Source organism: Candidatus Sphingomonas colombiensis (assembly GCA_029202845.1).
GTDB lineage: Bacteria > Pseudomonadota > Alphaproteobacteria > Sphingomonadales > Sphingomonadaceae > Sphingomonas > Sphingomonas colombiensis.
In genome coordinates, this window is sequence record CP119315.1 from 1,322,321 (window position 1) to 1,335,813 (window position 13,493).

Genomic DNA, 13,493 nt, shown 5'->3' on the forward strand with positions numbered 1-13,493 from the left:
AAAGCCGCGCCTTTTCGCGCTGGACTTGAGGGCCCTCCTGCCGATAGCGTCGCGGCTATCTCGGGAGGATAATCATGAAGCTCGCGGCAAAGCTCGCCCTGCTCGCGCTGGCGATCGCCCCGGTGGCGGCGCTCAGCGACAATGCGCCGCGGGTGATCCTCGCGCAGCCGGGGATCGGCAATGGGGCGATCGAGCGCTTCACGATGCGCTTCAGCCAGCCAATGGCGCCGCTGGGCGATCCGCGCGCCGCCGCCCCTGCCACCACGCAATGCCCGGTCGAGGGGAAGGGCCGCTGGGTCGATCAGCAGACCTGGGTTTACGAATTCACCCGCCCGCTGCCGGGCGGCACGAGCTGCGCCTTCAAGACGGTGGAGGGGCTGAAAAGCGTCGCCGGCTATGCGCTGGCCGGCACGCGGAGCTTCACCGTCGATGCCGGTGGCCCGGTGGCGCGCGCGGTGCTGCCATCAGGCAGCGGCGATGAGATCGAGGAGGATCAGGCGTTCCTCGTCGCGGCGAATATGTCACCGGATCCGCGCTCGGTCGCGGCCAACGCTTATTGCGCGGTCGACGGTATCGGCGAGAAGATTCCGGTCGACGTGCTGGCCGCCGATCTGCCCGGCAAGTTGCTCAAGGAAATGGGCAAGGATCGCTGGGAGGTCCGCAGCTTCCTCGAAAATGCCGGCATCGCGGCGGACCTGCCCGAAGGCGCCGCCGATCGCCAGCGCGCGCTGAGCAATGTCGTTGCGCTGAAATGCCGTCGCAACCTGCCTCCGGGGCGTGACATGGCGCTGGTGTGGGGCGCGAACATCGCGGCTGCCGGCGGGAAGCGCGCCGGCACCGACCAGCGCTTCGACTATACGGTGCGCAAGCCGTTCGCGGCGCGCTTCGAATGTTCGCGCGTCAATCCGCAGGCGGGATGCAGCCCGGTCGAAAAGGCGTGGGTGCGCTTCACCGCGCCGGTGCCGATGTCGACCGCGCAGGCGATCCGCATCACGCTGGCCGACGGCAAGAAGATCGCGCCGACCATCAGCGCCGACGAAAAGAAAAAGGCGACGATCGCCGATATCTCCTTCGCCGCGCCGCTACCGTTCGACACCGCCGCCAAGCTGGAATTGCCGCAGAATGTGAAGGACGAGAGCGGTCGCGCGCTTTCCAATGCGGAGCGTTTCCCGCTCGACATCCGTTTCGATCGCGCGCCGCCGCTGGTGAAGTTCGCCGCGCCCTTCGGCATCCTTGAGGCGAAGGAAGGCGGCGTGCTGCCGGTGACGGTGCGCAACGTCGAGCCCGCGCTACAGGGGCGCAACCTCGCGGTCGGCGGACAGGCGCTGCGTGTCGCGAACAGTGACGGCGATGTGGCCGACTGGCTGCGCCGCGTCGGATCGGCCGACGACAGCAGGTACGAAACCGTCAAGCGCGGCAAGGAATCGGTGGAGGTCAACCATACGGGCGACACGTCGATCCTCGGCGGCAAGGGCGCGCCACTCACGGTGGCGCTGCCCGGCAAGGGGCGCGATTTCGAGGTGGTCGGCGTGCCCCTCGGCAAGCCCGGCTTCTACGTCGTCGAACTCGCCAGCCCGGTGCTGGGCCGCGCGCTGCTCGGGCGGGATGCGACACGCTATGTCGCCGCGTCCGCGCTCGTCACCAACATGGCGGTGCATTTCAAATGGGGCCGCGAGCGCAGCCTGGCCTGGGTGACCGCGCTCGACAGCAGCGAGCCGGTCGCAAATGCCGCAATCGCGATCACCGACAGTTGCACCGGCAAATTGCTGGCGCGCGGCGCGACCGATCGTTCCGGGGCGCTCATGGTGGCTGGCGGCCTGCCGGAGCCGGAAACCTATGGCAGTTGCCGCGATAATTCGTCCGCGCATCCGCTGATGATCTCGGCCCGCGCCGGCGACGATTTCAGCTTCACGCTGACCGAATGGGGCAACGGCATCCGCCCCTATGATTTCGATCTGCCCTATGGCTATTCGAAGCCCGGCGATGTGTTTCACACCGTGTTCGATCGCGCGCTGGTCCGTGCCGGCGAGACGGTCCACATGAAACATATCGTGCGCCACCCGGTCGGCGCGGGCTTCACTATTCCCGCCGGTTTCACGGGCACATTGCGGCTGTCGCATCGCGGATCGGATACCGAATTCGATCTGCCGCTGACGATCGACGCGAACGGCACGGGCGAGACGAGCTGGACCGCGCCAAAGGGCGCGCCAATGGGCGATTACGACCTGCGCGTGATCGCCGGGGACCGCACGATCTACACCAGCCAGTCGTTCCGGCTCGACGAATATCGCCTGCCGACGATGCGTGCGACGGTAAGCGGGCCGAAAGGCGCATTGGTGCGCCCCAAAACGGTGCCGCTCGACCTGTTCGCCGGTTATCTCTCCGGCGGCGGCGCATCGAACCTGCCGGTCGATCTGCGCGTCGGCTGGTTCGCGCGGCGCAGCAACCCCGATGGCTATGAGGCCTATACCTTCGGCGGCCGCGCCGTGCAGGAGGGCGTGAAGCCGCTCAACGGCGATGGTGAGGAGGATGCGCCCACTCTGCCGCCGACGCAGACGCTTCCCGCAAAGCTGGGTGCGGACGGCACCGGGCGCCAGACGGTCGAGGTGCCGCAAGGGCTCGACGGCACGACCGACATGACGGTCGAGATGGATTATCAGGATGCCAACGGCCAGACGCTGACCGCATCGCGCACGATCCCGGTGTTCGCATCACGCGTGCAACTCGGCGTCAAGACCGACGGCTGGCTGATGAAGCAGGATGATCTGCGGCTGCGCTTCGTCGCGCTCGATCCCGATGGCAAGCCGATCAAGGGCCAGAAGATCGCGGTCGCGCTCTACAGCCGCCAGATATTGACCGCGCGGCGCCGGCTGATCGGCGGCTTCTACGCCTATGACAATCAGATGCGGACGACGAAGCTCTCAGCCTCCTGCACCGCGACGACCGACGCGCAGGGGTTGGCGCAATGCGCGGCCAACCCCGGCGTTTCCGGCGAGGTCTATGCCGTCGTCACCACTGCGGACGCGGACGGCAATGTCGCGCGCGCGGTGCGCTCGGTGTGGCTGGCGGGCGACGACGACTGGTGGTTCGGCGGCGACAATGGCGACCGGATGGACGTGGTGCCCGAACAGCCCGCCTATAAGGCCGGCGACACCGCGCGTTTCCAGGTTCGCATGCCGTTCCGCGAGGCGACCGCGCTGGTGACGGTTGAGCGCGAGGGCGTGCTTTCCAGCTTCGTCACGCAATTGTCGGGGAAAGACCCGGTGGTCGAGGTGAAGATGCCGGGCAGCTATGCGCCCGATGTCTATGTCTCGGTGATGGCGGTGCGCGGGCGCGTGACGCAAAGCTGGTGGGGCTGGTTCAAGAGCCTGTTCGGCGCGCGCAACGAGGCCCCCGCGGCAACGGCGCTGGTCGATCTCTCCAAGCCGGCCTATCGCCTCGGCATCGCCAAGGTGAAGGTCGGGTGGGAAGCGCATACGCTCGACGTGACGGTGAAGGCCGATCGCGAACGCTATGCCGCGCGCGATACCGCGCAGGTCGCCATTCAGGTGCGCGGGCCGGACGGCAAGCCGGCGCGCACCGCCGATGTCGCCTTCGCCGCGGTCGATCAGGCGTTGCTCCAGCTCGCGCCCAATGAATCATGGGATGTGCTGACCGCGATGATGGGCGAACGCCCGCTTTCCGTCCTAACCGCCACCGCGCAGATGCAGGTGGTGGGCAAGCGGCATTACGGCCGCAAGGCGGTGGAGGCTGGTGGTGGCGGCGGCGGCGATGCCACGGCGCTTAACCGCGAGAATTTCCAGCCGGTGCTGCTGTGGAAAGGGCGCGTCGCGCTCGATGCCAACGGGCGGGTGATCGTGCCCGTCGCGCTCAATGACGCATTGACGTCGTTCCGGCTGGTGGCGATCGCCACCGATGGGGCGGATCGCTTCGGCACCGGCACCGTCAATATCCGCACCGCGCAGGATCTGTCGGTTTACGCGGGGCTGCCCCCGGCGGTGCGCACCGGCGATCAATATGCAGCCGGCTTCACGCTCAGGAACGGCTCCGACAAGCCGATGACGGTGACGGCGGAGGTGGCGCTCACCCCGCGCATCGCGACGGGCAGGCCGCTGACCGTGACGATCCCGGCCGGCGGTGCCGCGCCGATCGCGTGGAACCTCACCGCGCCGCCGCAAGCGAGCAATCTGCGCTGGCAGGTCACCGCGAAGTCCAGCGATGGCCGCGCGGCGGACAAGGTAACCGTCTCGCAAGAGGTCGTGCCCGCCGTACCGGTCGAGGTATGGGCGTCGACGCTCGCGCGAGTGGGCGCGGATACGGTGATTCCGATCCGTGCGCCCGCTGGCGCGATCGGCGGGATGGGCTCGGTCGATATCCGACTTGATGACACGCTCGCGCCGCCGATGGCGGGGGTCCGCGCGTTCATGGCGGCCTATCCCTATACCTGCTTCGAACAGCAGATGAGCCGTATCGTGGCACTCGGTGACACGCCCGGTTGGGCGCGGCTGGCCGCCGACATTCCGGCCTATCAGGCACCGGACGGTCTCCTCCGCTATTGGCCGAGCGAAAGCCTGCAAGGATCGGAGGCGCTCACGGCCTATGTCCTGTCGATGGCAGGAGAGGCCGGCCTGCCAATCCCGGATGCGAGCCGCACCAAGATGATCGAGGGGCTGCGCGCCGTGCTCGACGGGCGCTTGCGGCATGAGGAATATGGCGACGTGCGGCTCCAGCGGCTCGCCGCCTTCGCCGCGCTGGCGCGGGCGGGCGCCGCGACCCCCGCGATGCTCGGCCAGATCGGGCTGACCCCGGCCGAAATGCCGACCGCCAGCCTCGCCGACTATCTGCTCGCGCTCGATCGCGTGCCGGGGCTGGCCAATGCGCAGGCGCTGCGCGGGGCGGGCGAGAATGCGCTGCGCAGCCGGCTGGTTTATGAAGGCACGCGGCTCGATCTTTCCGATGCGTCGAACACGCCATGGTGGCTGATGTCGTCGGCCGACGAGGGCTCGATCAAGGCATTGCTGGCAATGCTCGGCCGGCCGGGCTGGCAGGATGAGGGGCCGAAGATGATGGTCGGCATCGCATCGCGCCAGCAGCGCGGGCGCTGGGACACCACGACGGCCAACGCCTGGGGGGCGCTGACCGTGCGACGCTTCGCCCAGCTCTACCCGGCGAGCGCGATCGCGGGCACGACCACCGCGACGCTTGGCGGGCGCAGCGCGAGCTTCGCCTGGCCGCTGGCAACCGATCGCCGGCAGGCGTCGCTGCCTTTGCCAGCGGGGCAAACACCGCTGGTGCTCCGCCAGTCTGGCGGCGACGGGCCATGGGCGACCGTCTCGGTGAAGGCCGCCGTGCCGCTGACCCAGCCGCTCTCCGCCGGTTATCGCCTGACGCGCAAGGTGGATGTGGTGCAGCGTCGCATCGCCGGGCAACTGACGCGCGGCGATGTGCTGCGCGTCACGCTCACGGTCGACGCGACGGCAGAGCGCAACTGGGTGGTGATCGACGATCCGATCCCCGCCAGCGCGACAATCATCGGCGATCTCGGCGGCCAATCGAAGATGCTCGCCGATCAGGCCAGTGCGGGCGACGGCGTGAAGTTCGGCGCGGTGGATGGCGATGGCAAATTGTGGGAGGTGCAGGCTGGCGTCGTCCCCGCCTATGTCGAGCGCGGCAATACCGCGTGGCGCGGCTTCTATGCGTGGGTGCCGCGCGGACGTTTCCAGGCGTCTTATATGCTGCGGCTGAACGGCGCGGGCCGCTTCCAGCTCCCGCCGACGCGGGTCGAGGCGATGTATTCGCCCGCGATCCATGCGGCGGTGCCGAATGCGCCGGTGGTCGTGGTGCAAAGGTGAACGACACGCGCGCGCCTGCCCCGCCGGCGCGGCGCGCGTGGCCGATCGTGGCGATTCTGCTGGTCGCGACGCTGTTCGGCCTCATCGACTGGTTCACGCGGCCGCCACCGCTGGCCGGTTATGCGCAGGTCCGCGCGGCGTGGCGGCCATCGGAAGCGTGGCTTTACGATCGCAACGGCGTGCTGCTCGATTCCTCGCGGGTCGATTTCGCGTCACGGCGACTGGCATGGACCCCGCTCGATCAGATCGCACCGATCGTCCGCACCACGATCATCGCCGCCGAGGACCGGCGCTTCGCCGATCATGGCGGGGTCGACTGGCTCGCGCTGGGCGGGGCGGTGCGCGATCGGATCACCGGCAAGCGCCCGCGCGGCGCGAGCACGCTGGCGATGCAACTCGCCGGCTTCCTCTCGCCCGATCTCGCGCGGCCGGGCGCACGCGGCTGGCGCGATAAGTTGCGGCAGATCAGGGCGGCACGGACGATCGGCGATACCTGGAGCCGCGACCAGATCCTCGAAGCCTATCTCAATCTGGCCGGCTTTCGCGGAGAGGCGCAGGGGATCGGCGCCGCCGCGCTCGGGCTATTCGGCAAGACGCCCGCCACCCTGACCCGCGACGATGCGCTGCTGCTCGCGGCGCTGCTGCCCAATCCGCAGGCGCCAGCCAGCAACGTCGCACGTCGTGCCTGCCTGCTGGCGCATGATCGCGATTGCGCGCGCTATCCCGCGCTTGCCGCGTCGATGCTCGGCCCGGCGCGCAGCCTCGCGCTCGATCCGGGGCTGGCGCCGCATCTCGCGGACCGCTTGCTAAAAAAGCCGGGGATGCGCGTTTCCACCACGCTCGACATCAACGTCCAGCGTGTGGCGACCGCCGCTTTGCGCCGCCAACTTCTCGGGCTGGGTGCGACCCGCGCGCGCGATGGCGCGGTGATCGTCGTCGACAATGCCAGCGGCGACGTGCTCGCCTATGTCGGCGGGATCGGCGGAAATTCGACCGCGCCGGCGGTGGACGGCGCCAACGCCTATCGGCAGGCGGGATCGACGCTGAAGCCGTTCCTCTACGCCGAAGCGATCGAAAAGGGCTATCTCACCCCCGCCTCGATCCTCGACGATTCTCCGGTGCAGCTCGACACCGCGTCGGGTCTGTATGTCCCGCAGAATTACGATCGCGCGTTCAAGGGGCCGGTCTCGGCGCGCGCGGCGCTGGCCGGTTCGCTCAACGTGCCCGCGGTGCGCACCTTGCTGCTCGTCGGCGTCGATCCGTTCCGCGATCGCTTGTGGGATACCGGCTATCGCGGACTGGTGGAGGATGGCGCTTATTACGGCTTCAGCCTCGCACTCGGCTCGGCGGAGGTGACGCTGCAGGAACAGGCGGCGGCCTATCGCAGCCTCGCGCAAGGCGGGCGCTGGTCCACGCTGCGGCTGACGGCGGATGATCCGCACACGCCGCCACGCGCGATCACCACGCCGGCCGCGGCATGGATCGTTGGCGATATGCTGTCCGATCCGGTCGCCCGCGCCGGCACGTTCGGGCTCGATTCAGCGCTGCGGCTGCCGTTCTGGGCGGCGGTGAAGACGGGCACGTCCAAGGCGATGCGCGACAATTGGTGCGTCGGCTTCTCGACACGTTTCACCGTCGCGGTGTGGGTCGGCAATGTCGAAGGCGATGCGATGCGCGCGGTTTCCGGCACCAGCGGCGCGGCGCCGGTATGGCGTGACGTGATGCTGGCGCTGGGCGGTACGCGCGCCGGCCATGCCCCGCCCCCGCCGCCCGGCGTGGAGGCACGGCAAATCGCCTTCCCCGGCACGCGCGAGCAACCGCGCCGCGAATGGTTTCTCGCCGGAACCTCCTTCGCCCGCGCGGATGTCGCACCGGCCGAAGCGCGCCGCCCGCGCATCGCCGCCCCGGTCTCTGGCAGCGTCTATGCGCTCGATCCGGATATCCCGCGCGATCGGCAGCGGCTGTCGGTATCGGTAACCGGTGCAGCGACGACGCACCGGCTGCGGCTCGACGCGCGCGATCTCGGCCCCGCCGAAGCGATCGCGCCGATGTTCCCCGCGCCGGGCAAGCACCAGCTCGCACTGGTCGATGTGGCGGGGCGCGTCGTCGATCGTGTGACCTTTACGGTACGCTGAGCGGATTTTTCGTCGCCCGCGAACCGCCATCGGGATCGCGCGTTGATGATCCGGCCCCTTCCCTTTGGGGGCTAGTGTCGCGCTGTCGGCACTGGCCGCGTCGTTGCTTACCATGCGACGCGGCCGAAGCGCGCACCGGCGAGGCCTGCTATGATCGCGCGATGAGCAAGGGCACGATTCGCATCGGTATCGGCGGCTGGACCTACGAGCCGTGGCGCGACAGCTTCTACCCGCCGAAATGGCCGGTAAAGCGCGAGCTGGAATATGCCGCCGGCAAACTGACCGCGATCGAGGTCAACGGCACTTATTACAGCGGCTTCAAACCCGCGACCTTCGCCGGATGGGCGAATACGGTGCCCGACGGTTTCGTCTTCACGCTCAAGGCCTCGCGCTTCTGCACCAATCGCAAGGTGCTGGCGGAGGCCGGTGAATCGGTCGCGCGCTTCGTCGGGCAGGGGATCGTGGAGCTGGGAGACAAGCTCGGCCCGATCCTGTGGCAATTCATGGCGACCAAGAAATTCGATGCCGATGATTTCGGCGCCTTCCTCAAGCTGCTGCCCTCGAACCATGACGGCGTGGCGCTGCGCCACGCGGTGCAGGTGCGGCACGAATCCTTCGCCGACACTGCCTTTATCGCGATGTGTCGCGCTGCCGGGGTGGCGATCGTCTATGCCGATTCGGCCGATTATCCCGCGATCGCCGATGTGACGGGCGCTTTCACCTATGCCCGGCTGGAGAATGCCGTGGAGGAGGAGCCGGCGGGCTATACGCCAGCGGCGCTCGATCGCTGGGCGGGCGCGGCGCGCGAATGGGCGGCCGGCGAGGCGCCGGAAAACCTGCCTTATGTCGATCCCGCGAAACCGGAACTAGCGCCGCGCGATGCGTTCATATTCTTCATCAATGGCGCAAAGATCCGTGCCCCGCACGGCGCGATGGCGCTGATCGATCGCGTCAAATAACGCCCGGCGGCGGTGGCGCGAGCGGTTCGGGCGCGGGCGCCGGGGCCGCATCCGCCTCATCCTGCTTCGGCGGCGCGGGCGGGGGGAGCATCAACGCCGCCGCCTCGATCGCATCGAGCGCGCGATGCGCATCGATAAAGCGCCGCGCGGCCGTCGCCCAATTGCCCGAATCCGTCGCGCCCGGCAGGCGTGAGACCTCCCCCAGCGCCGCCTGCACCTGCCCGGATTCAAGCAACCGCCGCGCGCGCGCCAGTCGCTCGCCGGGAAGCTGCGACGGGGTATTGGCGTCGTGCAGGATGATCAGCTTGCCGAGCTGAAGCCGCAGCCCTTCCAGCCAGCCATCATCCCCGTTGATCAGCACATCGGCGTTATTGTCGAGCGCCTGCCGCAATGCGGCGATCGTCACCGGCTGGCGCGCCGCCTGGATAACGGCGGCCACCGGACCAGGCGCGATCTTGCCGAAGCGTTCGCGCAATTGCACCTCGAGATAGCCGAGCGGCAGCCCGCGATCGATCGCGCGGCGCGTGGCGAAGGCGACCATCATCGCCTCCGCACGACCAGCCTGCGTGGCGGCGGCGGCGGAAGTGCTGCCGATCTCCGCCGCGCGCGCCTCCAGCGCGGCGAGTTGCGCGGCAAGCGTGGTTTCGCGCGTCGCCAGCGCGTCGAGATCGGGCGGCGGGGCGGGCGGGGATGGTGCTGCGGCCGGCTGCGGCTCGACAGGGGCAGCGGCGGGCGCGGGTGGGTTCGATGCGGGGGTGTGGATGAACCATCCGCCCGAATTGCGCATCGCGAAAAACATCAGCGCGATGCCGATGGCAAAGGCCAGCACGATAAAAATCGTCACCAGCCCGACCCGCGGCCGGCGCGCGGCGGTTTCGCTCGGCATAGGATCGTTCATGGGCGCACTATCCCCGCGCCAGCGTCACGGGTCAATCGCGAGCTTGGCGGCGAGCGTGACGAGCAACATGTCATCGGGGCGCGCCGCGACGGCGATATCGCCCCATCCCGTACCGGCGGCGTTCGCCACCGCCTCGCTCAGCGCGGCGAGACGGATCGTATCGCGCGGCACGCCATCGCGATCGCTCAGCGCGGCGAAATGGCGCGCGGCACGCGGCGAATGGAGCAATACGACCTGCCCGCGCGCCACCGCCAGCGCGCCGCGCGCGGGATCGAGCGCGCGGCTGCGATAGACGGTGACCGCGGTGACGCCGTGTAACCCGATCCGATCATGCCCGACGAGATGGAGCAGCCGCGCGAACCCCGCCGCGCGCGCCGCCGCGATCACCGCGACGCCATCGCTCGTTCCGGCGAGCGCGACGCGCAGGCCGGCTTCCCGTGCGGCAGCGGCGCTCCCCTCGCCTACCGCGACCACCGGCAGCGCACGCACCGCCGCCAGTCCGTCGCCCGCGTGGCGCATCGCATTGGCGCTGGTGACGAGCAGCGCATCGAACTCACCCTCCGGCAGCGACCATGCGACCGGCTCGACCGCGAACAGTGGCAGCGCGCGCGCCGGGATATCGAGCGCCGCGAGCCGCGCGATCGTCTGCGCGTCGCCGGGCGCGGGGCGCAGTACGATCGCAGTGCGCGTCATCCGCCGAACAGCCGCTTCACCGCCGCCGGCGCGCGCGCCAGCAGATCACGCGCCAGCGCGCCGGCGATATCCTCGCCGGGGGTGCCGGACAGCTCGCCCGCGATCATCTCGGCACCATCTTCGGACAGTAATTGCGCGCGCAGCACGATCCGCCCGTCCACGATCCGCGCCAACGCGCCGACCGGCGAATGACACCCCGCGTCCAGCGCCGCGAGCAAGGCGCGCTCGGTCAGCACGGCCGCGCTGGTCGGCGCGTCATCGATCGCCGCGATGATCGCCGCTGCCGGGGAGCCGGCGCGTATCTCGATCGCCACCGCCGCCTGCGATGGCGCGGGCAGCATCTCGTCGATCGCGATCGCCGCGCCCAGATCGTGCCGCCCGAGCCGATCCAGCCCGGCGGCGGCAAGCAGCGTCGCGTCCGCCTCCCCCGCTTCCAGCTTGGCGAGCCGCGTCGCGACATTGCCCCGGAACAGCACGATCTTCAGATCGGGGCGCAGGTGAAGCAATTGCGCGCGACGACGCGGCGAACTGGTGCCGACCACCGCGCCGTTCGGCAGCGCCGCGATCGATTCCGCGCCGATCAGCCGGTCACGTACATCGGCGCGCGGCAGCATCGCGGCGATGGCGATCTCCGCCGGGCGGATCGTCTCGACGTCTTTGCCCGAATGGACGCAGGCATCGACCTCCCCATCGAGCAGCGCGCGATCCAGCTCCTTGGTCCACAGCCCCTTGCCGCCGATCTCGGCCAGCGCGCGATCCTGCACCTTGTCGCCGGTGGTGCGCATCGGCACCAGTTCGATCGCGATACCGGGATGCGCGGCGATCAGCGCGTCGCGCACCATCTCCGCCTGGGTGAGCGCAAGGGGCGAAGCACGGGTGCCTAGGCGAAAGGTCATGTCCATCCCGATGACCCAAGCCGCGCCCTTCGACAAGTTCGGAACGAGCGGATAGAGGATTGGCCATGCTGATCCTTGGCCTCGAATCCTCCTGTGACGAGACTGCCGCCGCGCTGGTCGACGGCGAGCGGCGCGTGCTGGCGCACCGGCTTGCCGGTCAGGAAGCGGCGCATCGCCCTTATGGGGGCGTGGTGCCCGAAATCGCCGCGCGCGCGCATGTCGAGGCGATGGAGCCGTTGATCGAAGCGGCGCTGGCCGATGCCGGCGTCTCGCTGAGCCGGGTCGACGCCATCGCCGCGACCGCCGGGCCGGGGCTGATCGGCGGCGTGATGGTCGGGCTGGTCACGGGCAAGGCGATCGCCCATGCGATCGGCAAGCCATTGATCGCGGTCAATCATCTGGAGGGTCATGCGCTCAGCCCGCGCCTGTCCGATCCCGATCTCGAATTTCCCTATCTGCTGTTGCTCGTATCGGGCGGGCATTGCCAGTTGCTGCTGGTGGAGGGCGTCGGCCGATATCGCCGCCTCGCCACGACGATCGACGACGCGGCGGGCGAAGCATTCGACAAGACCGCCAAGTCGCTCGGTCTCGGCTTCCCCGGCGGCCCGGCGGTGGAGCGCGCCGCGGCGCTTGGCAATGCCAAGGCCGTGCCGCTGCCGCGCCCGTTGCTCGGATCGGCCGAGCCGCATTTCTCCTTCGCCGGGCTGAAAAGCGCGGTGGTGCGCGCTGTCGGGCATCATGCGCCGGAGGATATCGCGGCATCGTTCCAGCAGGCGGTGGTCGATTGCCTGATCGATCGCACGCGCCGCGCCCTTCACCGTGCCGATGGCGCGACCGCGCTGGTCGTCGCCGGCGGAGTCGCGGCCAATAGCGCGGTGCGCGGGGCACTGGAGGCGCTGGCGATCGACAACCACCTGCGCTTCGTCGCGCCGCCCTTGTGGCTGTGCACCGATAACGCCGCGATGATCGCATGGGCGGGCGTGGAGCGATTCACGGCCGGCCTCACCGACGCGCTCGACGTGCCGGCGCGCGCGCGCTGGCCGCTCGATCCTTCGGCGGAAACGGTGCGTGGCGCGGGGGTGAAGGCATGAGGATCGGGGTGATCGGCGGCGGCGCATGGGGCACCGCGCTGGCGCAGGTCGCGGCGCGCGGCGGCGAGGTGCTGCTATGGGCGCGCGAGCCGGAGGTGGTCGCCTCGGTCAACGCCGATCACGCCAATCCGCTGTTCCTGCCCGGCGTTCCGCTGTCCCCCGCGATCCGTGCGACCGGCGCGCTTGGCGATCTTGCGGGGATGGAGGCGCTGCTGGTGGTCGCCCCCGCCCAGCACGTCGGGCGCGTGCTCGCCGAAACGCCGGTTGGCGCGACCCCGCTGGTGATGTGCGCCAAGGGGATCGAGGCCGGATCGCGCCGGCTGGTCGGTGAGGTGGCACATGCCGCGCACCCCGACGCGCCGATCGCGGTGCTCTCCGGCCCCACCTTCGCGCATGAGGTGGCCGCCGGGCTGCCCACCGCCGTCACGCTCGCGTGCGAGGATAGCGAGCTTCAGGCCCGGCTGGCGGCGCGGCTCGCCGGCCCGGCCTTCCGCCCTTATGCCTCGAGCGACGTTGTGGGCGCGGAGATCGGCGGCGCGGTGAAGAACGTGCTGGCGATCGCCTGTGGCGTGGTTGAGGGCGCCGGCCTCGGCCAGAACGCCCGCGCCGCGCTGATCGCGCGCGGTTTCGCGGAGATGACGCGCTTCGGCCTCGCGCGCGGCGCACGGGCGGAGACGCTGGCGGGGCTGTCGGGGCTGGGCGATCTCGTCCTCACCTGTTCCTCGACCAGTTCGCGCAATTTCTCGCTCGGCCTTGGCCTCGGGCGTGGCGAGCAGGCCGCGACCTTGCTTGCCGATCGCCGCACGGTGGCGGAAGGCGCGTTCACCGCCCCGGTGCTGGCCGAAGCAGCGCGTGAGGCGAGGGCGGACATGCCGATCGTCGATGCGGTGTGCCAGTTGCTCGATGGCGCGGACGTGCGCGAGGTGACGCGCGACCTGCTCTCCCGCCCATTGCGCGACGAGGCCTGAC

8 protein-coding genes are annotated in these 13,493 nt (G+C 69.7%); 5 read left to right on the forward strand and 3 right to left on the reverse strand.

The window, feature by feature from the left end; genetic code table 11:
- Positions 1-74 precede the first annotated feature (74 nt).
- From P0Y64_06290 to P0Y64_06300, 3 genes are all read left to right on the forward strand, one after another.
- On the forward strand, positions 75-5,852 hold the full coding sequence (locus P0Y64_06290) for an MG2 domain-containing protein (GenBank protein WEK44403.1): 5,778 nt from the start codon (positions 75-77) through the stop codon (positions 5,850-5,852).
- Positions 5,849-7,987 (forward strand): penicillin-binding protein 1C, encoded by a 2,139-nt coding sequence (gene pbpC, locus P0Y64_06295; protein WEK44404.1) that lies wholly within the window; start codon positions 5,849-5,851, stop codon positions 7,985-7,987. Before P0Y64_06290 ends, pbpC begins: the two co-directional genes overlap by 4 nt.
- Positions 7,988-8,148: 161 nt before the next feature.
- The gene (locus P0Y64_06300; GenBank protein ID WEK44405.1) at positions 8,149-8,946 is read left to right on the forward strand and encodes a DUF72 domain-containing protein; all 798 of its coding nucleotides are present in this window, start codon (positions 8,149-8,151) and stop codon (positions 8,944-8,946) included.
- Here P0Y64_06300 and P0Y64_06305 read toward each other — a convergent pair.
- From P0Y64_06305 to hemC, 3 genes are read right to left on the reverse strand one after another with little or no spacing between them, the layout of a single operon-like run.
- Complete coding sequence (locus P0Y64_06305) at positions 8,939-9,844, reverse strand: hypothetical protein (GenBank protein WEK44406.1); 906 nt, start codon at positions 9,842-9,844, stop codon at positions 8,939-8,941. The genes P0Y64_06300 and P0Y64_06305 overlap by 8 nt on opposite strands.
- A 24-nt stretch (positions 9,845-9,868) precedes the next feature.
- Positions 9,869-10,537, reverse strand: coding sequence for a uroporphyrinogen-III synthase (locus tag P0Y64_06310; protein WEK44407.1), 669 nt, complete (start codon positions 10,535-10,537; stop codon positions 9,869-9,871).
- Complete coding sequence (hemC, locus tag P0Y64_06315) at positions 10,534-11,439, reverse strand: hydroxymethylbilane synthase (protein ID WEK44408.1); 906 nt, start codon at positions 11,437-11,439, stop codon at positions 10,534-10,536. Before hemC ends, P0Y64_06310 begins: the two co-directional genes overlap by 4 nt.
- A 59-nt stretch (positions 11,440-11,498) precedes the next feature.
- On the opposite strand from hemC, the gene tsaD reads away from it, so the two are divergent.
- Positions 11,499-12,524, forward strand: a complete 1,026-nt coding sequence (tsaD, locus tag P0Y64_06320; protein ID WEK44409.1) for a tRNA (adenosine(37)-N6)-threonylcarbamoyltransferase complex transferase subunit TsaD — start codon at positions 11,499-11,501, stop codon at positions 12,522-12,524.
- Entirely contained in the window at positions 12,521-13,492 is a 972-nt protein-coding gene (locus P0Y64_06325) for an NAD(P)-dependent glycerol-3-phosphate dehydrogenase (GenBank protein ID WEK44410.1), read from the forward strand. The genes tsaD and P0Y64_06325 overlap by 4 nt, the downstream gene beginning before the upstream one ends.
- Position 13,493: the final 1 nt, after the last annotated feature.

Excerpts from the sequence above, each read along its gene's own strand:
- P0Y64_06305 (WEK44406.1), bottom strand. The coding sequence starts at position 9,844 with ATGAACGATCCTATGCCGAGCGAAACCGCCGCGCGCCGGCCGCGGGTC.
- P0Y64_06290 (WEK44403.1), top strand. The coding sequence starts at position 75 with ATGAAGCTCGCGGCAAAGCTCGCCCTGCTCGCGCTGGCGATCGCCCCG.
- P0Y64_06325 (WEK44410.1), top strand. The coding sequence starts at position 12,521 with ATGAGGATCGGGGTGATCGGCGGCGGCGCATGGGGCACCGCGCTGGCG.
- P0Y64_06300 (WEK44405.1), top strand. The coding sequence starts at position 8,149 with ATGAGCAAGGGCACGATTCGCATCGGTATCGGCGGCTGGACCTACGAG.
- P0Y64_06310 (WEK44407.1), bottom strand. The coding sequence starts at position 10,537 with ATGACGCGCACTGCGATCGTACTGCGCCCCGCGCCCGGCGACGCGCAG.
- tsaD (WEK44409.1), top strand. The coding sequence starts at position 11,499 with ATGCTGATCCTTGGCCTCGAATCCTCCTGTGACGAGACTGCCGCCGCG.
- hemC (WEK44408.1), bottom strand. The coding sequence starts at position 11,439 with ATGGACATGACCTTTCGCCTAGGCACCCGTGCTTCGCCCCTTGCGCTC.